Raw genomic sequence first — 23,754 nt, 5'->3', positions numbered from 1 at the left:
CGATGACCGACCCCGCAGACGTGCTGCTCCGCGCGGACGAGCGCGGCGTGCGCACCCTCACCCTCAACGCGCCGGAGAACCGCAACGCGCTCACCGTCCCCCTCGTCACCGGGCTCAGGGACGCCCTCGACGAGGCGGCGGCCGACGACACCGTGCGGGCCGTGCTGCTCGCCCACACCGGCAACACCTTCTGCTCCGGCGCCGACCTCGGCGGCCGGGGCGCCACCCCGCAGGACCTCGTGGCACTGCTGCGCGCCCTGCTGGAGCTGCCCAAACCCGTCCTCGCCCGCGTCACCGGGCACGTGCGCGGCGGCGGACTCGGACTGCTGGGCGCCTGCGACCTCTCCTTCGCCGGCCCGGGGGCCAGCTTCGCCTTCAGCGAGGTGCGGATCGGGGTGGCCCCCGCCGTCATCTCGCTGCCGCTGCTGCCCCGCCTGGAACCGCGCGCCGCCGCCCGCTACTACCTCACCGGGGAACGCTTCGACGCGGCGGAGGCCGCCCGCATCGGCCTGGTCACCGGCGCGGCGAGGGACGTCGACGAGCCGCTGCGCACCGTCTCGGACGCCCTCCGGCGCGCCTCCCCGCAGGGCCTCGCGGCGGCCAAGGGACTCGTCACCGCCGAGGCGCTGCGCGCCTTCGACCGCGACGCGGGTACCCTCACGGAACTGTCCGCGCGGCTGTTCGGCTCGGCCGAGGCCCGCGAGGGCATGACGGCCTTCCTCGAACGACGGGACCCCGCATGGGCACGGTGACGACACCCAAGCAGGACCGCAGCCGGGCCACCCGGCAGCGCCTGCTGGAGTCGGCCGTGACCTGCCTGGCCGAGTACGGCTGGTCGGGCAGCACGGTCAGCGTCGTCGCCGAGCACGCCGGGGTCTCCCGGGGAGCCGCCCAGCACCACTTCCCGACCCGCGAGGACCTGTTCACCGCCGCCGTCGAGTACGTCGCCGAGCAGCGCTCCGCCGTCCTGCGGGACCTCGCCGACACCGGCTTCGACGGCGGCACCCACGCCGCCGTCGACGCCCTGGTCGGCCTGTACACGGGCCCGCTGTTCCGCGCCGCGCTGCACCTGTGGGTCGCGGCGTCCAGCGAACCGCAGCTCGGCCCCCGTGTCACCGCGCTGGAGGCCCGCATCGGCCGCGAGACGCACCGCCTGGCCCTGCGCCTGCTGGCCGCCGACGAGTCCGTCCCCGGCACCCGCGAGACGGTGCAGGGCCTGCTCGACATGGCCCGCGGCCTGGGCCTGGCCAACCTCCTCACCGACGACACCCCCCGCCGCACCCGCGTCGTCACCCAGTGGGCCACCCTCCTCGACAGCTCCCTGCGCTGACCTGCGCGCACGCTCGCGGCAAGGGGCCGGGCAGCCGTGAGGCCGAGCCGAGGTGCCCGGGGGGACTCCGACAGGCGCCGCCGCCTGGGCCGCTCCCGGGGAGGTTCACCACCAAGACCCGTCCGGCCTGTCAGCAGGGCCAGCGGCCGCTGGCCCTGCTGATCACCGCCGCCGGTCAGCGCGATGACAGCCCGCAGTACACGGCCGTTCCTCAAGGCATCCGTGCCTCGCATCGGGCCTGGCCGTCACGGCGGTTCCGGCGAGTGGTCCGGATGGTTCGTCACCCGGCCAGTCGATAACTCAGACCATGGAAGTTCTTCGGGAAGTTGTGCAGGTCGCTGGTAGGGGAGTGGTAGATGCTGCCCCTGCAGTCGGTCTCCGAGAAGACCTCGATGGGACCAGCCAGATTGGCGATGAGCCGTGTAGCGAAGGGCAGGTTGGTGCATTCGGTGGTGGGGTGGGAGTCGAGGACGTAGCGGCCGCCGTAGTCTCCCTCGTAGAAGACAACCTGCCCGGGAAGGTGCTCGTCTGCCGCTGCCGGCCCGGCGCCTGCACCCAGCAGCATGACCGTGGCTATTGCACCGGTTACGGTGGCCAGACGCATGCCCGCGATCCTTCGCATGGAAGTAACCCTTCTCGGCGTGCACGAAGTTGAATTCTTTACTATCTCAAAATCCCGCACGTGTGACGGGTTGTCAACGATGCATACCTGCCATCCGAGCACGCTTTGGGGCGGAGGCCATTGCGTGACGAGTCGCCTTATTCCCGGAAACGGACACTTGCCCCACAGGCCGACCGTGCCCTGCACGCAGTGGTACGGGTAGGCGTCAGCCGGCGTTCTCCCGTACGCCGCTGTCGACGGGTCGCCCAGCTCTTCGAGGGCCACCACGTCGGCGCCGGACGCGGCCAGGGCGCGGGTCGTGCGCACCGGCCGCGGATCGCTTCCGCTGACGTTGTGCGTGACCACGGCCCAGGTTGCGTCGTCCTCCCGAGGGGGCCGGGTGCGCGGCGTTCACGCACCTCGACCACCTCCCGCGGACGGGACTCCGCGCGGCTCCGGCCACCGGCCGGGCACCGTTCGGCCGGGCATCCGTTCGGTGCCGGCCGTTCGGCGTCAGCCGTGCGACGTCTGGATTCACAAGGTCGATGCATAATGCGCTGTCATATGTCAGCCCTTGGAAGTGAGTTCGTGTGAGACATCGTTGTCAGGTCATGCTTCGCCTGGTCCTCCTGAGACCCCGGCAGGTCCGGTCCGCCCTGCGCCTCATAGCCGTCGGGTTGGCCGGTGCGCTGGTCGTGTGCGGGCTGACCGTGCCCGCACACGCCGGTCCGGGCGCCATCGCGGAAGCGTCGTCGTCGTGCGGTCTGCCCGGGTCCCTGGCCGCGTCAGGAGGCGCCCGGGCCGTCCAGACCGGTGCCTTCTCGCCGGCGGCCCCGCCGCTGGAAGCCGACTGCGGCGACGCCGCCAGCACCCGGTTCACCGCGTTGCAGGCCGCCGCTGACGACGTCGTGATCAGCATGCGCGTCGACGACCTTGACCCGCGGCATGCCCAGGAGTTCATCGACGAGGAGGTCGAGCAGTACGCCACCCTGGGCGACTTCGTCCGGGCCAGCCTGGACGAGCACGCCGAGTACCTGCCGGAGACCCCGGGCGAGTGGATCGACTTCGACGGTCGCCTCCAGGTCGATGCCGATGTGCTCCACCTGGTCGTTCCCGGACCCGAGACCGCGGTGGAATGGGCGTGGTGGTACTCGCTGTTCGCCGGTGCGGTGTACGTCCTCACGGGGATCGCCGTCACCGCGCTGTGTCTCGCCGCCGCCACGGTCGTCGCCCCGCCGTTCCTGCCCGTGTGCGTCCCGCTGTCCAGCTTCATCGCAGGCTTCGTCTCCAGTCTGGTCAACAGCAGGCTCAACAACGGGCAACTGGACCTCCGGGCGCTGAACGACGCGTTCTGGACGGGAGCGGCCAACACGGCGCTCACCGTCGTGGGCGAGGTGCTGGCGTACAAGTACGCGCAGACAATGACGGAGCCCCTTCTGAAGAAGGTGGGCGAAGCCCTCGTCAGGGCCGGGGACTCCGCCCTGAAGTGGGCGGGTGAGAGGGGTGCCGCGTCGGTGCGTTTCGCCCGCGAGGTCCTCGACAACTTCCGCGCCACCGCCGGGGAGATACTTCTGGAATGGGCACGCAGGCGCGGCCTCGAAGTCGTCACCTCCGGCCTGCGCGTCATGCCGTTGGGTGACTCGATCACCGCCGGTGTGGGGAGCACGGATGATGCCGGGTACCGCAACGATCTGTGGTACAGGCTGGACGGTGCTGCCAGGAGTCTGGATTTCGTCGGGTCGCGGCGTGAGGGTGAGATGAGCGACGGGCACAACGAGGGCCACCGGGGCCGGCGCATCGACGAGGTCGCGCGGATCGCGGAGTGCTCCGTGCCGGCGTGGCGGCCCAACGTGGTGACGCTCCACGTCGGGACGAACGACGTCAACCAGGACTACGACCTGGACGGGGCGCCGGAGCGGATCGGGGGTCTGGTCGATCAGATCCTGGAGGACTCGCCGGGTGCGGTGGTGCTGGTGGCGACTTTGGTGCCGGCTACGAAGGCGGGTATGCAGCCGGAGATCGACAGGATCAACGCCCGGCTGCCCGGTATCGTCCAGGAGCGGGCCGAGGCGGGCGAGCGGGTGCGGTTGGTGAGCATGGCGGCTCTGACGACGGCTGACCTCTTCAACGCCGCGCACCCGAACGACGCCGGCTACGCGAAGATGGCGGATGCCTGGTATGACGGCATCATGGCTGCCGCGGCCGACGGGTGGATCGAGGACACCAGGCCCGGCAGTGGTCAGGAGTGCGGCGGTGGTGAGGACGGGTCGCAGGCCGGGCCGGGCTGGCACGCTCTGGGTGTGATCGCTCCGGGGATGAGCGCGCCTTCCGGGCGTACGGATCTGGTCGACCTGAACGCCGATGACCGTGCCGACTACGTGCGCGTCGCCGCCGACGGCTCCGTCCGTGCCGCGCTCAACACCCAGGGCGAGCCCGGGAAGCCGCAGTGGCAGGACCAGGGGGTCATCATCGCCGCTCCTCCGGGGGAGACGGACGCGGGCGCCAGGGTCCGCTTCGCCGACATCGACGGCAACGGCACCGACGACTACCTCCTGGTGGACGACGATTCCTCGGTCCGCGCCTGGTACACCAGCGCCTCCAGCTTCAAGCTCCAGTACGCGGGTGTCATCGCTCCCGGTGTCAGCGGGGCGGCCGGCGCCAGTATCCGGTTCGCCGACGTCGACGGTGACGGGCGGGACGACTACCTGCGTGTCGGGGAGGACGGTTTCGTCCACGCCTACGTCAACACTCCCAAGGATCCCGGTGGCAACGCCATCGGGTGGGTCGAGCACCGCAACTGGGCTCCCGGCGTCGCCTACGGTTCCCGCGGCAAGCTCCGCCTCGCCGATGTCAACGGCGACGGGCGGGACGACTACCTCATGGTCGGCAACACCGGTGCCGTCCACGCCTACCTCAACGACGGCCTCGGCAACGGCTTCACCGAACACCGCTTCTTCGTCAACGAGACCGGCTACCCCGGTGAGAGGGCCACGTTCCGCGACATCAGCGGTGACGGCAAGGCCGACTACGTCGTCGTCTACCACGGCGGATCGGTCCGCGCCTGGCTCAACCGCGGCGGCAACCTGAACGACGGCAGCACCGGCAACCCCGGCGACCCCGGCAGCGGCGGCGGTGACGGAAACGGAGCCCCCGGCGACCCCGGCAGCGGCGGCGGTGACGGAGGCGGAGCACCCGGCGACCCCGGCGACGGCGGAGCCCCCGGCGCGACGAGGGTCGTGGTGAGGGGCCTGTCCGCGTAACGCCGGAGGAGCAGCGGACGGTTCGCCGACGGACGGCCGTTCCCGCTCCGTCCGACCTCGCCGGCCGGTCCGCAGCACCGCGGACCGGCCGGCGAGACGGCGGCGGCGCCGTGGGAGCTTCTCCCCGGCGCCGCAGGTGCGGTGCCCAGGGGCCCGGTCAGCCAGAAGCGAAGGCCGCGCCGACGGGACGAACCGGGCCCGGTGATCCCTTCCGTGTCGGCCAACCCGTCAGAGCGCCACCACGCCCGCGCCGCCGTGCGGCATTACGAGGACGCCGTCTTCCTGCACGACGGCCGACGCCTGCCCTGCGTCACCCAGTGGGCCACCCTCCTCGACAGCTCCCTGCGCTGACGCCCCGCCCGTCACCCGTGTCGCGGGACGGGGTGGCCGGGTTGCCTCAGCCAGGGCGTGTGCCGCCCCTCGGGCGTCACCGTCATCCCGAAGTCACTCGGGCCGGGACGGCCCGCGCCGGTCCACCAGTGGTAGGCGGCTTCCACCTCCCGCCACAGCCGCCGGGGGCCGTGCTGCCAGACGGTGAACGGGGCGCCCGCCGTGCCGTCGTCGTCGACGGCGGCCCAGGACGTGGCGTCGGTCGTCGCCACCCACAACCGGGACCGCACGCCCGCCACGTCGGGTCCGTGGTGCCAGGCCCACCACACGTCGGGGAGCTGGAGCCCGAGGGAGAAGCCCGCCGCCCAGTCCTCCCCGGCCACCTCCCAGGGCGACAGCGGCGTCGTCGACCCGGCGGGCGTCTGGCCGTCGCGCACCACGTCGCGGAAGACGCGCAGGCTGGTCCGCTGCCCCCGCATGAGCATGAAGGCCGCGTGCGGGTGGAAGCGGCCGGAGGCGCAGCCGTCAGCCCGCGCGGTGAGCCGCAGCAGCCCGTAGCAGAGCCACGGGGACTCCCAGGGGGTGAGGATGACGCCGCCGGGGGCCAGGCCGGTGACCCAGCGGCGGGGTACCCGGCGCACGGAGCACGTGGCCACGATCCGGTCCAGGCCGCTGGCCTCGACCAGACCGCCGTCACCGGTGACGACGTGCGGGTGCACGCCGATGGACGCCAGGCTGGCGCGTGCCCGTGCGGCCAGGTCGGCGTCCACCTCGACGGTGGTGACCAGCGAGCCGCCCAGCCGGTGGGCCAGGAGACCGGCGTTCCAGCCGGTGCCCGTCCCAACCTCCATCACGCGCTCCCCGCCCTCCAGGTCCAGCATCGCCAGCATCCGGAAGACGATGCCGGGAGCCGAAGCGGAGCACGACGGCCACCGGTCACCTCCGGGGCCGGGATCGTCGCCGTCGTTGACCTGCGTCACCACCGGAGCGTCGTCGTACGCGGCACGGAGCCACACGCCGGGTGTCTCGCGGCGATCGCAGGGCGTCAGGCCGTCGCCGAGCCACACCACGTCGGGAAGGAAGGCGTGGCGGGGCACACCGTGGAAAGCCGCCTGCCATTCGGCCGCCAACGGCTGCGGGAGGGTGGTGTTCAGCCTGCTGAGCAGACCGCGCGCGGCGGCCCGCTCGGTTGCGCCCCTACTGCTGGTCATCCGCGGGTGCCCCCTTCCCCTTGTGCTTGGGTTCGCCCTGGGGGCCCTTGGTGTCGGACGACGGCTTGGCGGTACCCGGGTCCTTGCCTCCCGCGTGCTTGCCGTCGCCTCCGCTTCCGCCCTTGCCGGTTCCCCAGCCCATGTCCGTCTCCTCTCGTCTGATGTGTCGTTGCTGCTGTCGCGTGACGCCGTCCGGCCGGACGTGCGCCTCAACGCGGGTGCGACCCTGACCCTGCGGTCGCCATGGGTGTGATCCTGATGCGGCGCCCCGACCGTGATCCCCGCCCCCCGGCGGGCACTGGGGAGCGGACGCCCTACGGTGCCGCCCGGCCGCACACCGGCACCGGGCGCAGGGCCAGCTCGAAGGCGCAGTCCGGGCCGACGTGGCTGAGGAAGAACGGCTCGCCCCGTTCCAGCCGACGCCGGGTCTCCTCTCCGGCGGCGTCCCCGCTCCAGGCCCGGAAGACCTCGGCCTCACCGTCGCCGCCGAGCACGTCCGCGATGCACAGGGCCCGTTCCCGCGCCCAGCTCTGCACGTCCCCGGCCGCGAGGCCGAAGGCGTCACCGAGGTGGTACATCCGCGCCTCCGGCTCGCTCTGGTACGCGACGAACTCCGCCCGGTACGCCCGGAGGACGGGTACGCCGACGGACGCGGTCACCTGAACCTCCCGGGGCCCAGCGGGTAACGGAACCAGACGGCTTTGCCACCCCCGGTGCGGGTGTGGCCGAACTCCGCGACCATCTCCCGCAGCAGCCACAGCCCGCGCCCGCGCTCGGCGTTCCAGTCCGGCTCGGTGACGACCGGCGGCTGCGGCGAACGGTCCAGGACACGCACGTACAGGTCGCGGCCGCGCCGCTCGACCTCCACCCGGCACCGGGAGTCGGGCACGTGCCGCACCACGTTGCTCAGCAGCTCCGACACCCCGAGCCGGGCCACCCCCACGGCCTCCGCGTCCCCGCCCAGCGCCCGCACGGCCCCGGCCACCTCCCCGCGCCACCGAGCGATGTCCCGCGCCGAGACGGCCGCCTCCCAGACGTAACTGCCCGGCGGCCGACCCGGGCGCGCGGCGGCCCGGCGCAGCGACGTCACGCGCGACCCGCCCCCGGTCACCGGACGCCCCGCCGTCCGCCGCCCGCGAGCGGCGTCCGCGCACCCGGGCACTCCGCCGCGTGGCGGCGCAGCAGCACCCGGCAGTCCGTCGCCCGCGAGTGGTCCCCCAGCACCCTCGCCTCCTCCTCCGCACGCCGCAGACGCATGCAATCCGCACAGTCGTTCATGCCGCTCTCTTCCATCGGCTCGGCGGTTCCGCACCGCGACAGCGTTCGTCACAGTGCCTCGATCAATGGAACGAGCGCTTATGAGGGAAGGTGAGGCAATAAGCGTGCTGAGTGCGGTACGGCGAACCGGAAATTTTCCGAAGTAGGACTTCAGCAACAGTGCGTCACAGATTTACGTTGGTCCTCGTGCAGGAAAACGAGACCCTCAAGCGGCGTATGGCCGAAGCGGGCTTCACGCAGGCGGAACTGGCTGAGGCGGTCAACGCCGACCTCCGCTCCGCAGGGTACGAAGGCACAGTCAGCGACCGCACCGTGCGCAACTGGCTGACCGGAAAATCCCGCTGGCCGCATCAGCGGCAGCGGGCGGCGCTGGAGGCACTATTCGACTGCCCGGTCACGGACCTGGGCTTCGTACCCCGACGACCACCCGCCGAGCGCGTCTTGGCGGTACCGGAGGACGCCGTGCTACGCCGTCGATTTCTCAGTGCTTCCACGAGCGCCGCGCTCACCGCGGTGGGCGCCCCCACTCCGCCCGCCGCCGCGCGGAACCGCGTCGGCATGAGCGACGTGGAGCGCCTGTACAGCAAGTTCGCGGCCATCATCGCCAACGATCATCGCTATGGGGGAAAGGTCACGATCGAGGCCCAGGCCGCCGCGCTCGCTGGTGAGGCCCTTGCGGTGCAGTCACGGGGCCGCGCAGGCCAGCGCGTACGAGGCGCGCTGTACGGGTGTGCCGCCTCCTTCACGTCCAGCGCGATGTGGGCAGCCATCGACGGCCTCCGCTTCGACGCCGCCCAGCGCCACTTCCACCGCGCGGCGAGCCTGGCGGCCATGTCCGGTGACTCCACCATTCAGTTCCGTATCTGGTCACATGCCGGGAGCCTCTACCGCCACATGGCCCGCCCTGCCGACGCGCTGGCCGCCAACGACGTCGCGCGGCACCTTCCGATCGCCCGCCGAGACCCGATGTTCGCCTCACTCGGCCACGCCCGGCAGGCGGCGATTCATGGTCTCACCGGCGATGTCCGTGCCGTACGTCAAGCGCTTGCCCACGCGGACCGGGCGTTTGAGCGGGCATCGGCCACCGAGCCTCGCCCCGTGTGGATGGCGGCGGTGTGCAACCGTGCCGAGATCGAGGAGCTGGCGTTGTCCGCCCACCTCGGTCTCGGGAAGTACGAGGAGGCAGAGGCGCATGCGCACCGGAGCCTCGCGCTGCTGCGCCCGAGCATGCAGCGCGACCGTACGGTCGTGACGGCACGTCTTGCGCTGGCGCTACTGGGCCAGCGCGAACTGGACGCGGCGATCGACACTGCCCGCTCCGTTCCTGCGGAGTCCATGAGGGAACTACCGCGTGTCAGTGATCTCATGCGGCAGTTCGGAACCACCCTCCACACGCTGGCACCGTCGAGCACGTACGCAGTCGTGTGGGACGAGCACGTACGAGACTGTCGAAGGAGCCCTCGGTGAGTAAGAACATTTCCTTAACCCGTACGAGCGACATCGACGCAGTGTGGAGCACCCTCGTCGAAATCTACGCAAAGGTGTGGGGGGAGCGGCTTCATGAGCCCCACTACTCAGTCGAACGCTATGGGGAGCGCCTTGCCCGTCATGCGTCTGAGCCCGGATGGGAAGCCCTCATCGGCTACGACGGAGCAGAGGCGATCGGGTATGCCTACGGCAATACGATCCAGCACGACGACCGTTGGTGGTCGCGTACTACTCCTGCACCCCTCCCTGCGCACGTCCGTGTGCTCACCTTTGCGTTCAAGGAAGGCATGCTGCGCGCGCGATGGCGCGCACTTGGCCTCGCACAGCGAGGACACGACGAGTTGCTGACTGCTCGCCGGGAGACGCAGTCGGTCCTCCTCGTCAATCCTCGGTCCGGAGGCGGCAAAGTGAAGGCACTGTACGAGTCCTGGGGGTATCAGGAGATCGGTACGCAGCAGCCGACGGCAGACGGCCCAGTTCTCTCCGCCATGATCCGTTCGATTCTCGCGTGAATCACTGATTCGCCGAAAAGTGCACCGACTACTATGCCCCGCACCGCGATGGCGCCTGGCCTACTGGCCGGAGGGAGGAGAGTGACGTGTCCGGACCTGAAGAGGCCGCTGCCGACAAGCGCCCACTCCACGAGCGGATCGCTGCGGACCTGCGGGGCGAGATCATGGACGGCGACCTCGCACCGGGTACGAACCTGCCGTCGACGCAGCGACTCAGGGAGCGTTTCGACGTCTCGAACGCCACGATCCAGAAGGCGATCGGACTCCTCGAGGATGAACGTCTCGCCATCGGACACCCGGGAGCGGCGGTGACGGTGCGGGCGCACCGGCAGGAGACCGTGCGGCCCGCCGACACCGGAGCACCGGTCGCTGCCGGTGAGCCGTACCGGTGGCTGAGCGTCGCCCAGCGGCAGGGCAAGCGCGGCAGCATCACGCTGCTGGACGTGGCCGAGGTGCGTCCTCCGAGCGAGGTGGCCGAGGCGCTGGAGCTTCCCGCCTCGGGAACGGCAGTCCTGCGCCGCCAGTTGCTCCGGCACGACGGTGAACCGGTGGAACTGGCCGCGTGCTACTACCCGTCGGACCTCGCGGCCGGTACGCCCCTCACCGAGCCGCGCCGCATCCGTGGGGGTACTCCCACGCTTCTCGCCGAACTGGGCCACCCGCCGCAGCGCACGGTGGACCGGGTCTCCGCCCGGGTGCCGACCCAGGCTGAGTACGAGGCGCTGCGGCTGCCCGGCGACCTGCCCGTCCTGCGCACGTTCCGGGTGGTGTACGGCGGAACCGGCGACCGGCTCCGTCCCATCGAGGCCACCGTCATGACCAAGGCCGGACACCTCTACGAGCTCCAGTACGAGTTCTGAGCGGCCTCGGCTGACGTGGGAGGCCGGGGGAAGTGCCTCTGCGGGGTGAGCCGCCTCGTGTGCCCCGTCCCCGTACCGTGGGCGCGGTAGTCCGCGTAGGTGCCCGCAGGGAGAGGAACGCGTATGAGCGGCGAGTCGTACACCGTCGAGGCGCTGGCACACGTCGTCGGCGGGCGCAGGGAGCCGACCGACGACTACTGGGGCGGTACGCGCGCCATCATCCGTATCGACGATCCGCGGTACACCCCCGACGCCACCAAGGGGCTGGCCGAGTTCTCCCACCTGGAGGTGGTCTTCCGCTTCCACCTCACCGACCCCACCGACCTCCATCTGGGGGCGCGGCGGCCGCGCGACAATCCCGCGTGGCCGCAGGTCGGGACGTTCGGGCACCGCAACATGCGCCGCGTGAACTGGCTCGGCGTCTCACGCTGCCGTCTCATCGAGGTGGACGGGCTCGACCTGCACGTCGAGGACCTCGACGCGGTGGACGGCACACCGGTGCTGGACATCAAGCCGTGGTTCGCCGAGATGGGGCCGCGCGGCCCGCTGCACCAGCCGGACTGGCCCACCGAAATGCTCACCGACTACTACGCCCCGCACCACGACGGCGAACGGCCCCTGCCGACGTGACCCCGCCGAAGGAGGAACCGATGTCGCGTCCGTACGTGCTGCTGAGTGTGGCCACGTCCGTGGACGGGTTCATCGACGACGCCGGGGCGCAGCGGCTGCTGCTCAGCAACGCGGCTGACTTCGACCGCGTGGACCAGGTACGCGCCGATTACGACGCCATCATGATCGGTGCGGGCACGATGCGTGCCGACAATCCCCGGCTGCTGGTCAACAGCGAGGAGCGGCGAGCAGCCCGGGTGGCCGAGGGCCGACCCGCGTATCCGGTGAAGGTCACGGTCACGGCGACCGGAAACCTGGACTCCGGCCTGAACTTCTGGCACCACGGTGGCGACAAGCTCGTCTACACGACGGAGGACCGTGCCTCTGCGCTGAAGGAACGGCTGGCCGGTCTCGCCGAAGTCGTGTCCACCGGGCCGGAGATCGATTTCGGCGCCCTGCTCGACGACCTCGGCCGACGGGGTGTCCGCAGGCTGATGGTGGAGGGTGGCGGCCAGGTGCACACCGCCTTCCTCTCCCAGGGCCTGGCCGACGAACTGCACATGGCCGTGGCCCCGTTGCTGGTGGGCCAGAGCGATGCGCCCCGCTTCCTGCACCCGGCCGTGTATCCCGGCGGTCCGACGCGTCGGATGCGGCTGGCGGAGGCCCGCACGGTGGGAGACGTCGTCCTGCTGCGATATCTGCCGAAGGAGGAGAGCCCGGATGAACGCTGACGAGAGCTGGATGCGGCGGGCGATCGAGCTGGCCCACCGCTGCCCGCGCTCGGACACGGCCTACGCCGTGGGAGCGGTGATCGTGAGTGAGGGCGGTGACGTCCTGGCCGAAGGGTTCTCGAGGGAGAGCGACGAGCACGTCCACGCCGAGGAGGCCGCCCTGTCGAAGCTCGGCGCGGACGACTCCCGCCTCCGCACCGCGACCCTGTACAGCACCCTGGAGCCGTGCAGCGAACGCAAGTCCCGTCCACGCCCCTGCGCCCGCCTCATCCTCGCGGCCGGAATTCCGCGTGTGGTGATTGCCTGGCGTGAGCCGAGCCACTTCGTCGCGGATTGCGTGGGAGTCGAAATGCTGGAGGACGCGGGCGTGACCGTGACCGAGCTGCCGGAGCTGGCCGACGCCGCTCGCGCCCCCAACCGCCACCTCACCGAGCCGGTGGAACAGGACCCCGCGAGCCGCAGGCGTCAGGGCTGAGGGCGGTTATGTGCCCGCCCTGAGTCCTTGAGCGCTGCGACGGTGTGGCGTTGCTCGGTTACGCCCACCGGCGGAACACGCTGGGCCCGAGCGTGCCGCCGGAGGCGGCCTGGACCGGTTTTCCGAGCGCCGCGGGGTTCCCGGCCTTCTGGGAGGCCGGGAACCCCGCGGTCTTGTGCCGCCTACCGCTGCTGTCAGGCAGCGGTGTCGGCGTCCCTGCGGCGACGCACGACGAACATGGCGCCGGCGCCGAGGGCGACAGCGGCCGCGCCCGCGAGCCCGAACGCCGGCAGGTTCGTGTCCGAACCGGTCTCCGCCAGGTGGCCGGACTGCTCCGGGTCCGCGTCGGGCTTGACGTCCGTCGGCTCCGTCGCCTCCGTCGGCTTGACGGGCTTCGGTTCCTCACCCTGCGGCGTGGAGTCGTTGCCGTTCGGATTCCCGCCAGCCGGGATGACGTTGAACAGGTAGCGGTCGCTCACCTTCTCCGCGCAGGTGTTCCCGCCCGCCACGTGGAAGGCGTAGTTCAGGGCGACGCCCAGCGAGGAGGGGGCACGGTCCACCCGGATGCGCATCTGGAGGCTGGCCGTCTCGTCGGCGGCCAGCGAACTCCAGCCGGTGAGGCCGGAGTCGTCGCTCCCGTCCTTCTTGCCGACTTCCGCCCAGGTGCCGTCGGGGTTGGCCTGTATCCGGACGTACCGGGTGGCGTCCGGGAGGCTCTCGTTGAAGGCTTCCTTCCAGACGTGCGCGGAGGTGAGCTCCCGCGGCTCGTCGGTGTGGTTGGTGACCGTCAAGGAGAAGGTCTCCCAGCCGCCGTCGGAGTAGATCTGCTCGGGCACGCCGTTGACGGTGGCGGTGACGCCGTCACCGTCCTCGACGGCCTCGCACTGCTCGACCGGCTCCTTGACGACCGGCTTCTCCTCGCTGACCGGCTCCTCTTCCCCGGCCGGAGACTCCTCAGCCGGAGACTCCTCAGCCGGGGGCTCCGCGGCGGGCTGCTCCCCGGTGGCGGTCTCCTCGTCCGCACCCGGGTCGCCCTCGGACTGGGCGGTGGACTGGTCCGTGCCGGACGTCCCGGTGGCGTACGCGGCGGGGGCCGCGAGCAGCGCGAGAGGGGCGATGACGGCGGTGGCGGCGGCGGACGCGACTGCACGACGCATACGAATGGGTGGCCTCCTCATGGTCATGGCAAAAGAGAGCCAAGGGTAGGACATCGCGTTACCGGACGTCATCGTTGAAACGCTCGGCGGCCGGGAGCCGGGAGCCGCCCCGGCCCGGCGGGCGGGGCCGGGGCGTCCAGGGGTCAGTGGGCGATCTCGGCGTAGCCCTCGATCTCGCGGGGGCTGCGGAGGCCGGGGCCGGTGTAGCGGGCCGAGGGCCGCACGAGGCGGCCGGTGCGCTTCTGCTCCAGGATGTGCGCCGACCACCCGGCCGTGCGGGCGCAGGTGAACATCGAGGTGAACATGTGCGCGGGCACCTCGGCGAAGTCGAGCATGATCGCCGCCCAGAACTCCACGTTGGTGGCCAGGACGCGGTCCGGGCGGCGGGCCTGGAGCTCCTCCAGCGCCGCCTTCTCCAGCGCCGCGGCGACCTCGAAGCGCGGTGCGCCCAGTTCCTTCGCGGTGCGGCGCAGCACCCGGGCGCGCGGGTCCTCGGCGCGGTAGACGCGGTGGCCGAAACCCATCAGCCGCTCGCCCTTGTCGAGCTGCCGCTTCACGTACGCCGTGGCGTCGCCGGTGCGCTCGATCTCCTCGATCATGCCCAGCACCCGGGAGGGCGCGCCGCCGTGCAGCGGGCCGGACATGGCGCCCACCGCGCCGGACAGCGCGGCGGCGACGTCGGCGCCGGTGGAGGCGATCACGCGGGCGGTGAACGTGGAGGCGTTCATGCCGTGCTCGGCGGCCGACGTCCAGTAGGCGTCCACGGCGGCGACGTGCTTGGGGTCGGGCTCACCGCGCCAGCGCCGCATGAAGCGCTCCACGATGGTGTCGGCCTTGTCGATCTCGCGCTGCGGGACCATCGGCAGGCCCTGCCCGCGCGCCGACTGGGCGACGTAGGACAGGGCCATGACGGCCGCCCGTGCCAGGTCGTCGCGGGCCTGGGCGGCGTCGATGTCCAGGAGCGGCTTCAGGCCCCACACGGGTGCGAGCATCGCCAGCGCGGACTGCACGTCCACCCGGATGTCGCCGGAGTGGACGGGGATCGGAAAGGGCTCGGCCGGCGGCAGTCCGGGTTTGAAGCCGCCGTCCACCAGCAGGCCCCACACGTTGCCGAAGGAGACGTGACCCACCAGGTCCTCGATGTCGACCCCGCGGTAGCGGAGCGCGCCGCCCTCCTTGTCGGGTTCGGCGATCTCCGTCTCGAACGCGACGACTCCTTCGAGGCCGGGAACGAAGTCGGACATCAGGCGGCTCCTCGTGACGGGGTCGGAGCGGTTCCGCCGCCTGGGTGTTCCTGGGCTGGCGGTCCGCTGCCGTGATCCGGGATGGGCCCGGTCGGGACGGGGGGTCGGCCGACCCGGGCGCGGTCGAACACGATAGCTCCGGGGGGCCGGGTCCACACCTTCCGGAACAGCGTTTTCTGCTGGTTCGTCACTGCGGTGAGCGCGTGATAAGCGGCACATGCGGCGATCGGCGGCGCCGAGGTGTACGGCTGGGAAAGAGCGGGCAGACTCGCCCGGCACCGGGGGCCGATGCTGCAAGATGATCCTGTGCCTCATCCCGACCGTGCCCACGACCCCGCGGACGCCGCCTCCGCCCACGATCCGGCGGCCCCGGCCGATGCGGCGCTCGACCCCGCCGTCCGGGCCGCCCACGCGGCGCAGGCCGCGGCGGACACGGCCGAGGCCGCGGCGGACCGGGCCCGCCGGGCGCTGGACCCGGCGGCGATGCGGGCCCACTACCGGCACCGGGGCCTGCTGGAGACGGACGTCGCCGAGGAGCCGTTCGAGCAGTTCAGCCGCTGGTTCCACGAGGCGCGGGAGGCCGGGCTGCACGAGCCGAACGCGATGGTGCTGGCGACGGCCGACGCGCGGGGGCGTCCCAGCACCCGCACGGTGCTGCTCAAGGGCTACGACCGGGCGGGCCTCGTGTTCTTCACGAACCACGGTTCGCGCAAGGGCCGGGAGATCGCGGAGAACCCGCACGTCTCCCTGCTGTTCCCCTGGCACGGCGTCGCCCGGCAGGTGATCATGGCGGGCCGGGCCGAGCAGATCGGGCGGGCGGAGACGGCTGCGTACTTCCGCACCCGGCCGCACGGTTCGCAGCTCGGCGCGTGGGCCAGCGAGCAGTCCTCGGTGGTGGCCTCCCGGGAGGAGCTGGACCGGCTCTACGCGGAGCTGGCGGCGCGCTACCCGGAGGGCTCGGACATCCCCGCGCCGCCGCGGTGGGGCGGGTACCGGGTCGTGCCCGAGACGGTGGAGTTCTGGCAGGGCCGTGAGAACCGGCTCCACGACCGGCTGCGGTACGACCGCGCGTCCGCTGACGGCCCGGCCGCCGACGGCGCGCCCGCCGCCTGGACCCTCACCCGTCTCAGCCCCTGACGGCGCGCCGGGCCGGAAGCCGGGCACGGCGTGGCGCGCGGCCGGCGGACGCAGGTGAGGGGGCGCGGGCGGGGCGCGCGGACGGGGGTGCGCGGGGGAAGAGCGCGCGGACGGAGGGGGCGCGGACACGCAGACGGCCCGCGGGTCGCTCCGCGACCGCTCGCGCGGTCGGGGCCGGTCGGACGTACCGGCAACCCGCGGGCCGGGTGACTGCGTGGTAATACGCCGGCGAGGCCGGCTGTGCGCTTGAGCGCGACGGCAGGCCCTTAGGCCGCAGTCACCTCACGCGTCCGGTGGTCAATCATTTACCGGATCACCTCCTCTCTCGTGTGCCCGCACGCTAACTCCGGCACCCGGCGGCGGGCAACCGAATTGCAGGGCCGCAACGATTTCGCCGAAACAGCTGTGTGCCGGGTCACGTTCACGTTGAATGAGCGTGCGTGCAACCTGCATGTAGGCCGCTTCGGCGCAGCAGCGAGCAACCGCCACAAGCGGCAGCGTGACCCCGGGGGTGCCCAGATGCCTGCTCAGCCCGATACCCACTACGAGCCCGCGTCGGAACCGGCCACGGGCGGGACGCGCCGCTCCCCGGTGCCCGGCGGGGACGAGTCGCTGCTGGCCGCCCTGCTGGACGGCATGGACGCCGCGCTGTGCGCCTTCGACGCCGAAGGCGTCGTCACGCACTGGAACCGGGAGGCCGAGCGCATGCTCGGCTGGAGTCCGGAGGAGGCCGTGGGGCGGCGCGGGCTCACGGACTGGGCGGTGCGCAGTGCCGACGCCCCCGACGTGGAGTCGCGGCTGCTCGCCGCGATGACGGAGCCGGGCCGTCAGGTGCACGAGATCCCGCTGCTGACCAAGGACGGCGGCCGGGTGCTGGTGCGCACCCAGTCCTGCGGGGTGCGGGACGCGGACGGGCGTCCGGCCGGGGTGTACTGCGCGTTCAGCGAGGTGCACGCCCAGATCGACCTGGAGCGTTCGATCGCGCTGAGCGAGGCGATGTTCGACGACGCGTCCTGGGGCGTCGTCCTCATCGACGCCGACCTGCGCCCCGCCGTCGTCAACGCGCACGCCGCCCGGACGTTCGGCATGCGCCGTTCCGCGCTGCTCGGCCGCCCGCTCGGCGACCTGCTCGGCAACGGCCTGGAGGAGCTGGAGGGTGCGCTCGGGCACGTCCTGGCGGAGGGCACGCCGCCCGCCCCGGCCGACCTGTGGCTGACGCTGCGCCCGCACGGCGACGGGCCGGTGGAGACGCCGCTGCGGCGGTGCTGGCGCAGCGGTTTCCTGCGGCTGTCCTCGCCGCTGGCCGAGGAGCCGGTGCCGCTGGGGGTTGCGTGGCTGTTCCAGGACGTCACCGACGCGAAGCTGGCGGAGCAGCAGGCGGCGCGGCTGCGGTTCCGGGACAGCCAGCTGCACCGCGCGGCGCGGGCGGCGGCCGAGTGCGAGGACCCGATGGAGGCGGCGACCATCCACCTGGAGTTCGCCCTCGCCGGGTACGCGGACCACGCGCTGCTCGACCTGACGTCCGGGACCCGGCTGGTGCGGGCGGCGCACGCCCCCGGGGGCACGCCGGAGAACTGGCACCCGGACGCGGGAAGCGGCCTGCCCGTGCCGTATCCGGCCAATCATCCGGCGCTCCAGGCGTACGAGCACGGCGGCCCGGTCCGCACCGGGGCGGGCGGCAGCGCGTCGCCGGAGTGGGCGGCGGCCCGGCTCTGGCCGGAGGGCACGGCGTACGGCCTGAGCACGGTGCTGCGCAGCCGGGGCCGCACGCTGGGCGTGGCGACGTTCCTGCGCGGTCCGGCGCGGCGCGCCTTCGACCGCGCGGACACCGGGTACGCGCAGGACATCGCGGTGCGGGTGGCCGCCGCCGTGGATCTGGCGCAGGCGGCGGCTCAGCGGCGGTAGAAGATCCGGTCCGCGTACTCGGACATGACGCGGTCGTTCCACTCGTGGCCGCCGTCCACGTTGCCCGAGCGCAGCAGCGGCGGGGTGATGCCGCGTGCGGCCAGCTCCCCGGCAGCGGTGGCGACGACGGCCTGGATCAGCGCGCCGGCGACCACGTTGGACGCGGGGGCGAACGGCGCGGGGACGCCGGGCACGCTGAGGGTGGCGTCGCCGACGGGGATGCGGCTGTCCAGGACGACGTCGCAGTGGTCCTTGAGGAAGGTGCCGGACGTGTGCCGGGAACGGGTGGCCCCGGCGTAGGCGACCGAGGTGAGGCCGATGACGCGCAGCCCGAGCGCGCGGGCGTTCACCGCCATCTCCACCGGCAGCGGGTTGCGTCCGGAGAGCGAGACGACGATCAGGGTGTCCCCGGACCGGGCGGGGGAGGTGTCCAGGGCCGCGGCCGCGAGGCCGCTGACGCGTTCGAGGGCGCTGCCGAGCGTGGCGGGCTGGACGTCCACGCCGACGACGCCCGGCACCGCGAGCAGGTTGACGACGGCGAGGCCGCCCGCCCGGTAGACGACGTCCTGGGCGACGAGCGAGGAGTGGCCCGCACCGAAGGCGAACAGCCGTCCGCCGTCGGCCACGGTGTCGGCCAGCAGAGCGCCGGCCGCCGCGACGGACTCCGCTTCCTCGTCCCTGACCTGCTCCAGCAGTCTGATCGCGCTGTCGAAGAACTGTCCGGCAAGCTCGCTCGCGCTCATTGGGCACACGGTAGAGGACCGGGACAGGTCCGTACCAGAGTGCGGTGACGTCCCGGACGGCTCCGTGGGGGGCATCCGGGAACGGAAGCCGACGGGATGCGTCAGAATTGGCAGAGGGCCACCGCACAGCTCACGAGGGGCACGAATCCACATGTCAGGACTCATCGACACCACGGAGATGTATCTCCGCACCATCCTGGAGCTGGAGGAAGAAGGCGTCGTGCCCATGCGTGCCCGAATCGCCGAGCGCCTGGACCAGAGCGGACCCACGGTCAGCCAGACGGTCGCCCGGATGGAACGGGACGGCCTCCTGACGATCGCGGGCGACCGCCACCTGGAGCTGACGCAGGAGGGCCGCAGGCTGGCCACCCGCGTCATGCGCAAGCACCGGCTGGCCGAGTGCCTGCTCGTGGACGTGATCGGCCTGGAGTGGGAGCAGGTCCACGCGGAGGCGTGCCGCTGGGAGCACGTCATGAGCGAGGCCGTGGAGCGGCGGGTGCTGGAGCTGCTGCGCCACCCGACGGAGTCCCCGTACGGGAACCCGATCCCGGGCCTGGAGGAGCTGGGCGAGACGGGCGACGGTGAGCCGTTCCTGGCCGAAGCCATGGTGAGCCTCGCCGACCTGGCTCCGGGGCCGGACGGCAAGACGGTCGTGGTGCGCCGTATCGGCGAGCCGATCCAGACGGACGCGCAGCTCATGTACACCCTGCGCCGGGCCGGGGTGCAGCCGGGCTCGGTGGTGACGGCCACCGTCGGCGCCGCCGGCGGCGTGCACGTGGGCAGCGGGGGCGAGGCGGCGGAGCTGCGGCCGGACATCGCCGCGCACGTGTTCGTGGCGAAGCGCTGAGGCGCGCGCCGGGCACGCGCCGGGTGCGCTGACCATGCGCTCCCCGCCCCGACCAGGGGCTGGCCGGGGGCCGGGCGGGAGTCCGGCACCCCGGCGGCCGGGCCGCGCGCGAGTTGGCTTGTTCCGTGCGCGGGCGTGAGCCGTCGTGACACGCTGGCGTGGACGCATATGCGTGCGGAGGAGGTGCCGGCCATGGAACGGGAGCACGGTGCGGGCTCCGCTGTGGTGCGGGGCCAGCGGCGGCCTGGTGCCGCCGCTGGCCCCGGGTGCGGCCCGAGTCCCCGAGCGTCCCGGGCCGACCCACCGGGCGCCGGGGTCCTCCCGGCCCTGTCCGGCGCCGTCCTCTCGTTAGTTTCTCCCCCCTCCGGGTCGGCGGCCAATCGTGAGGAGCCGTCACACGATGGAGGGAAGTTGCGCCCAGCCTCCCCGTGTTCGAATGACAGTTCGATATCGTGGGGGACGGACGGCTGCCCGCCGCCGCGCCGCACGGCTCACCGATCGCACGGCCACGAGGAATGGGGGTGCCAGGTCGCATGCTCCGACGCACGGACGTCACCGGTACGGGCGGGGTCCGCCTCGCCGCCTGGGAGTTCGCCGATCCGCCCAAGGGTCCGTCAGGCACCACCGTGCCGGGCCGCACTCCCGCGCCGGAGGACGCGCCGCCGGCCGTCCTGCTGCTGCACGGGCTGATGGGCCGGGCGTCCCACTGGGCCACCACCGCGCGCTGGCTGTCCGCCCGGTACCGCGCGGTCGGGCTCGACCAGCGCGGGCACGGCCGCAGCGGCAAACCGCCCGGCGGGCCGTTCGACCGGGACGCCTACGTCGCCGACGCCGAGGCCGCCGTCGAACAGCTCGGGCTCGCCCCGGTCGCCCTCGTCGGGCACGCCATGGGCGCCCTCACGGCCTGGCAGCTCGCCGCCCGCCGCCCCGACCTCGTCCGGGCGGTCGTCGTCTGCGACATGCGGGCCTCCGCGCTCGGGGAGCAGTCGCAGCGCGAGTGGGAGGAGTGGTACCGGTCCTGGCCACTGCCCTTCGCCACGCAGGCCGACGTGCGCAAGTGGTTCGGCGAGGAGGACCCGACGCTGGAGCGCCCCAGCCGCGCCCGGGGCGACTTCTACGCCGAGGTGATGGCCGAGGGGGAGGACGGCTGGCGGCCGGTGTTCTCCCGCCGCCAGATGCTGACGGCCCGCGAGACGTGGGTCCACGAGGCCCACTGGGACGAGCTGGGCCAGGTCCACTGCCCCACGCTCGTCGTGCGCGGCATCGACGGCGAGCTGGGCCGGGCGGAGGCCATGGAGATGGTGCGGGTGCTGCCGCGCGGCGCCTACGCGGAGGTGGCCGACGCCGGCCACTTCGTCCACTACGACCAGCCCGACGCCTGGCGGCAGGCCGTGGAACCGTTCCTGGACGGCGTGTTCCCGGCCTGACCGGCGAGCGCGGACACCGCATCGGGACGTCGCCGAGCCCGGGACGTCACCGCACCCAGACGTCACCGCCCCCGGGACGTGACGGCCTCCCGCCCGCAGGCGTAGGCGAGGTGCGGCAGCAGCTCCCCGGCGTCCGGCAGCCAGCGGTTCACCTCCGTGGGCCGCCGCACCCACTGCACCGAGCCGCGCACGCCCACCCGGGTCGGCGGCGCGGCCATCCAGCCGCCCTCCCCGAGCGCCGCCAGGTCCAGCGCCCCCGGCGACCAGCCCAGCCCGCGCAGGGCGCCGGACACCCGGACCGAGGTGCCCGGCAGCACGAGGAAGAGCATCCGCCCGTCCGGCGTGCACGTGACGGGCCCCAGCGGCGTGCCCGTCCGCTCCATGCGCGCCAGCGCCAGGCAGCCCGCCACCTCCGGCACGTCGAGGGCGTCGAACGTCCGCCCCGTCGGCAGCAGCACCGAGGCGAACGGCGTCCGTTCCCACAGCCGCCGGGCCCCCGCGGCGCTGCCGGTGGCCAGCGCCGCCCAGTCGCGGGACGCGGGGTGCGCGCCGGGCGCCGGGCACGCGGCGGCGCCGCAGACGCAGCGCGGCACCCCGTCGGCGATCTCCAGCCAGGTGCCGGGCACGACGTCCCAGTGCCGTTCGGCGGCGTAGCGCGCCGCGTGATCGAGCAGGGTGTCCCCACGCGGCGACGGCACCTGGCGGGACGGCTCGCGGGCCGGGCCCGGGGGCGCCGGGGCAGCCGGAGTGACGATCGTTTCTTCCACGCCCCGCACAACTGCGCCGCTCACCAACGGTTACGGCCGTGGGGGAAGGCCGTACGTGGTGCATCGTTCCGGCAGCCCGGCCCTGCCCCGACGGGCCGGACCGGGGCACGCGGCGGTGCCGCCCGGGGCACACGGTCGGCCGGACGGCGCACGGAGGCACCCGCGGGGGCGCGCGCCCGGGTCGGCACCGCGAGGTGGGTAGCCACCCTTCCTGCCAGCCGCAGCCGAGACTGCGGACCCGCCGAACGCTTCCACCCGATCTGCCACCAGCACGAGAGGGGACCCGCATGGCCGCCAGGCCACTCGTAGCGCGTCAGCCGAACGACCGCCTCGCGTCACTCATCCAGGAGGCGGGCTGCTCCAACGCCGGGCTCGCCCGCCGCGTCAACCTGACCGGGGCCGAGCACGGGCTCGACCTGCGGTACGACAAGACGTCCGTGGCCCGCTGGCTGCGCGGCCAGCAGCCCCGGGGCCGGGCGCCCTCGATGATCGCCGAGGCGCTGGGCCGCAAGCTCGGGCGCACGGTCACCGTGGACGAGATCGGCATGGCCGCCGGCCGGAACCCGGGCGCCGGAGTGGGCCTGGAGTACGCGGCGACCGTGCCCGCGGCCGTGGAGCAGGTCTGCGAGCTGTGGCGCGGTGACGTGGGCCGCCGGGAGTTCCTCACCGGCCGGTCGGTCGCCGCCTCCGCGCTCGTCGAGCCCAGCCGGGACTGGCTGATCAGCGTGCCCGACCCGTACGTCGCGCGCAGCACGGGCCCCCGGGTGGGGGCGGGGGACGTCGCGGCGGTCGAGGCCACCCACGCGGCGCTGTCGGAGCTGGACCACCGGTTCGGCAGCGGCCACGTCCGCCCCGTCGTCGTGCACTACCTCAACAGCGTCGTCGCCGGGCTGCTGACCGGCTCCTACCGGGAACCGGTGGGACGGGCCCTGTTCGCCGCAGCCGCGCGCCTCACCGAACTGGCCGGGTACATGGCGGTGGACACCGGGCAGTCCGCGCTGGCCCAGCGCTACTACGTCCAGGCCCTGCGCCTGGCCCAGGCGGGCGGGGACCGGGGCTACGGCGGGTACGTGCTGGCCGCCGGGATGAGCCACCTGGCCGCCGAGCTGGGCAGCCCCCGGGAGATCGCGCAGCTCGCGCGGGCGGCGCAGGAGGGCACCAGAGGCCGGGTCACCCCGCGCACCGAGGCCATGTTCCACGCCGCCGAGGCCCGGGGCCACGCCGTCCTCGGCGACTCCCGGTCCTGCCAGCTCGCCGCCGGGCGGGCCCTCAGCGCGTTCGAGAAGGCCGGGGACGCGACCGACGCGGGCGAGGACCCGCCCTGGATCGCCCACTTCGACGCCGCCTACCTCGCCGACGAACTCGCCCACTGCCACCGCGACCTGGGCCAGCCCGCCCCGGCCCGCCGCCGGGCCGAGGAGGCGATCGCCCAGCACCCCGAGGGCCGCGCCCGGCGCCGGGCGATCGGGCTGCTGCTGCTCGCCGACGCCCAGGCGCAGCAGCGCGACATCGACCAGGCGTGCCACACCGGTGCCAGGGCGCTGGACCTGCTCGGCGGCCTGCGTTCCCGGCGGAGCCAGGAGTACCTGGACGGCTTCCGCGGCCGGCTCGAACCGTTCGCACAGGAGCCCGTCGTGCGCGAGTTCACCGCCCGCGCGGACCTCGCCGTCGCCGCCTGAGGGGCCCGCCGGTCCGTTCCGGGCACCGGCGCCCCGCACGGACCGCGACGCACCAGGAGCACCGGCCGAAGGCGCCGGAACGGGACGCCGGGGCCGCGGCCGGGGGAGGACGTGGTCGGGTGTGCGAGCCAACCGGTAGCGTGAGCGGGCGGCACCCCGTCCG

At 73.1% G+C, this 23,754-nt stretch carries 25 protein-coding genes; 15 read left to right on the top strand and 10 right to left on the bottom strand.

Translation table 11 applies throughout. From position 1 onward, the window contains the following. Positions 1-2 precede the first annotated feature (2 nt). Entirely contained in the window at positions 3-752 is a 750-nt protein-coding gene (locus tag V1J52_RS15585; protein ID WP_330140394.1) for an enoyl-CoA hydratase family protein, read from the top strand. Continuing rightward, entirely contained in the window at positions 740-1,330 is a 591-nt protein-coding gene (locus V1J52_RS15580) for a TetR/AcrR family transcriptional regulator (protein WP_330140393.1), read from the top strand. The genes V1J52_RS15585 and V1J52_RS15580 overlap by 13 nt, the downstream gene beginning before the upstream one ends. 280 nt (positions 1,331-1,610) lie before the next feature. Here V1J52_RS15580 and V1J52_RS15575 read toward each other — a convergent pair whose 3' ends face one another. Beyond that, positions 1,611-1,934 carry a hypothetical protein gene (locus V1J52_RS15575; RefSeq protein ID WP_330140392.1) on the bottom strand — a complete coding sequence of 108 codons (324 nt, stop codon included), beginning with the start codon at positions 1,932-1,934 and terminating at the stop codon, positions 1,611-1,613. Positions 1,935-2,542: 608 nt separating this feature from the next. Between V1J52_RS15575 and V1J52_RS15570 the strand changes: the two genes are divergently transcribed. Then, on the top strand, positions 2,543-5,191 hold the full coding sequence (locus tag V1J52_RS15570; RefSeq protein WP_330140391.1) for a GDSL-type esterase/lipase family protein: 2,649 nt from the start codon (positions 2,543-2,545) through the stop codon (positions 5,189-5,191). Positions 5,192-5,392: 201 nt separating this feature from the next. Further along, a complete protein-coding gene (locus V1J52_RS15565; protein ID WP_330140390.1) occupies positions 5,393-5,542 on the top strand; it encodes a hypothetical protein in 150 nt (49 codons plus the stop codon). 11 nt (positions 5,543-5,553) lie between these two features. On the opposite strand, the gene V1J52_RS15560 is transcribed toward V1J52_RS15565, so the two are convergent. From V1J52_RS15560 to V1J52_RS15540, 5 genes are all read right to left on the bottom strand, one after another. Next, positions 5,554-6,732 (bottom strand): methyltransferase domain-containing protein, encoded by a 1,179-nt coding sequence (locus V1J52_RS15560; protein WP_330140389.1) that lies wholly within the window; start codon positions 6,730-6,732, stop codon positions 5,554-5,556. Then, on the bottom strand, positions 6,719-6,874 hold the full coding sequence (locus V1J52_RS15555) for a hypothetical protein (protein WP_330140388.1): 156 nt from the start codon (positions 6,872-6,874) through the stop codon (positions 6,719-6,721). Before V1J52_RS15555 ends, V1J52_RS15560 begins: the two co-directional genes overlap by 14 nt. Before the next feature lie 172 nt (positions 6,875-7,046). After that, positions 7,047-7,391 (bottom strand): hypothetical protein, encoded by a 345-nt coding sequence (locus tag V1J52_RS15550; RefSeq protein ID WP_330140387.1) that lies wholly within the window; start codon positions 7,389-7,391, stop codon positions 7,047-7,049. Continuing rightward, positions 7,388-7,822 (bottom strand): ATP-binding protein, encoded by a 435-nt coding sequence (locus V1J52_RS15545; protein ID WP_330140386.1) that lies wholly within the window; start codon positions 7,820-7,822, stop codon positions 7,388-7,390. The genes V1J52_RS15550 and V1J52_RS15545 overlap by 4 nt, the downstream gene beginning before the upstream one ends. A 17-nt stretch (positions 7,823-7,839) precedes the next feature. Further along, a complete protein-coding gene (locus tag V1J52_RS15540) occupies positions 7,840-8,025 on the bottom strand; it encodes a hypothetical protein (RefSeq protein WP_443075830.1) in 186 nt (61 codons plus the stop codon). Between the two features lie 171 nt (positions 8,026-8,196). Between V1J52_RS15540 and V1J52_RS15535 the strand changes: the two genes are divergently transcribed. The 6 genes from V1J52_RS15535 to V1J52_RS15510 all read left to right on the top strand — a co-directional run bounded on the left by V1J52_RS15535 (position 8,197) and on the right by V1J52_RS15510 (position 12,685). Next, positions 8,197-9,477, top strand: a complete 1,281-nt coding sequence (locus tag V1J52_RS15535; protein ID WP_330140385.1) for a helix-turn-helix transcriptional regulator — start codon at positions 8,197-8,199, stop codon at positions 9,475-9,477. Continuing rightward, on the top strand, positions 9,474-10,010 hold the full coding sequence (locus V1J52_RS15530; RefSeq protein ID WP_330140384.1) for a GNAT family N-acetyltransferase: 537 nt from the start codon (positions 9,474-9,476) through the stop codon (positions 10,008-10,010). The genes V1J52_RS15535 and V1J52_RS15530 overlap by 4 nt, the downstream gene beginning before the upstream one ends. 86 nt (positions 10,011-10,096) lie before the next feature. Beyond that, the gene (locus V1J52_RS15525) at positions 10,097-10,870 is read left to right on the top strand and encodes a GntR family transcriptional regulator (protein WP_330140383.1); all 774 of its coding nucleotides are present in this window, start codon (positions 10,097-10,099) and stop codon (positions 10,868-10,870) included. 123 nt (positions 10,871-10,993) lie between these two features. Beyond that, a complete protein-coding gene (locus V1J52_RS15520; RefSeq protein WP_330140382.1) occupies positions 10,994-11,500 on the top strand; it encodes an SAM-dependent methyltransferase in 507 nt (168 codons plus the stop codon). Between the two features lie 20 nt (positions 11,501-11,520). After that, positions 11,521-12,210 carry a RibD family protein gene (locus V1J52_RS15515; protein WP_330140380.1) on the top strand — a complete coding sequence of 230 codons (690 nt, stop codon included), beginning with the start codon at positions 11,521-11,523 and terminating at the stop codon, positions 12,208-12,210. Continuing rightward, complete coding sequence (locus V1J52_RS15510) at positions 12,200-12,685, top strand: deaminase (RefSeq protein WP_330140379.1); 486 nt, start codon at positions 12,200-12,202, stop codon at positions 12,683-12,685. The genes V1J52_RS15515 and V1J52_RS15510 overlap by 11 nt, the downstream gene beginning before the upstream one ends. A gap of 194 nt (positions 12,686-12,879) precedes the next feature. Here the strand turns inward: V1J52_RS15510 and V1J52_RS15505 are convergent, their stop codons facing one another. Next, entirely contained in the window at positions 12,880-13,842 is a 963-nt protein-coding gene (locus tag V1J52_RS15505) for an LPXTG cell wall anchor domain-containing protein (protein ID WP_330140378.1), read from the bottom strand. Between the two features lie 143 nt (positions 13,843-13,985). Continuing rightward, a complete protein-coding gene (locus V1J52_RS15500; protein WP_330140377.1) occupies positions 13,986-15,086 on the bottom strand; it encodes a citrate synthase 2 in 1,101 nt (366 codons plus the stop codon). A 483-nt stretch (positions 15,087-15,569) separates the two neighbouring features. On the opposite strand from V1J52_RS15500, the gene pdxH reads away from it, so the two are divergent. After that, the gene (pdxH, locus tag V1J52_RS15495; RefSeq protein WP_330140586.1) at positions 15,570-16,223 is read left to right on the top strand and encodes a pyridoxamine 5'-phosphate oxidase; all 654 of its coding nucleotides are present in this window, start codon (positions 15,570-15,572) and stop codon (positions 16,221-16,223) included. A gap of 519 nt (positions 16,224-16,742) precedes the next feature. Continuing rightward, positions 16,743-18,128 (top strand): PAS domain-containing protein, encoded by a 1,386-nt coding sequence (locus V1J52_RS15490; RefSeq protein WP_330140376.1) that lies wholly within the window; start codon positions 16,743-16,745, stop codon positions 18,126-18,128. Here the strand turns inward: V1J52_RS15490 and V1J52_RS15485 are convergent. After that, positions 18,116-18,871, bottom strand: a complete 756-nt coding sequence (locus tag V1J52_RS15485) for an SIS domain-containing protein (RefSeq protein WP_330140375.1) — start codon at positions 18,869-18,871, stop codon at positions 18,116-18,118. The two genes, V1J52_RS15490 and V1J52_RS15485, sit on opposite strands and share 13 nt — an antisense overlap. Before the next feature lie 151 nt (positions 18,872-19,022). On the opposite strand from V1J52_RS15485, the gene V1J52_RS15480 reads away from it, so the two are divergent. Both V1J52_RS15480 and V1J52_RS15475 read left to right on the top strand, forming a co-directional pair. Next, a complete protein-coding gene (locus V1J52_RS15480; protein WP_330140374.1) occupies positions 19,023-19,718 on the top strand; it encodes an iron-dependent transcriptional repressor DtxR in 696 nt (231 codons plus the stop codon). Between the two features lie 533 nt (positions 19,719-20,251). After that, entirely contained in the window at positions 20,252-21,145 is an 894-nt protein-coding gene (locus tag V1J52_RS15475; RefSeq protein ID WP_330140373.1) for an alpha/beta fold hydrolase, read from the top strand. A 62-nt stretch (positions 21,146-21,207) separates the two neighbouring features. On the opposite strand, the gene V1J52_RS15470 is transcribed toward V1J52_RS15475, so the two are convergent. Further along, positions 21,208-21,912: a bifunctional DNA primase/polymerase gene (locus tag V1J52_RS15470; RefSeq protein ID WP_443075841.1), complete on the bottom strand. Its 705-nt coding sequence runs from the start codon at positions 21,910-21,912 to the stop codon at positions 21,208-21,210. Positions 21,913-22,199: 287 nt separating this feature from the next. On the opposite strand from V1J52_RS15470, the gene V1J52_RS15465 reads away from it, so the two are divergent. Next, a complete protein-coding gene (locus V1J52_RS15465) occupies positions 22,200-23,591 on the top strand; it encodes an NsdA family TPR-like regulatory protein (protein ID WP_330140371.1) in 1,392 nt (463 codons plus the stop codon). Positions 23,592-23,754: the final 163 nt, after the last annotated feature.

Source organism: Streptomyces solitudinis (genome assembly GCF_036323765.1).
Lineage (GTDB): Bacteria > Actinomycetota > Actinomycetes > Streptomycetales > Streptomycetaceae > Streptomyces.
Note: the sequence above shows the minus strand (reverse complement) of the source record. Positions and strands in the feature narration are given on the sequence as shown.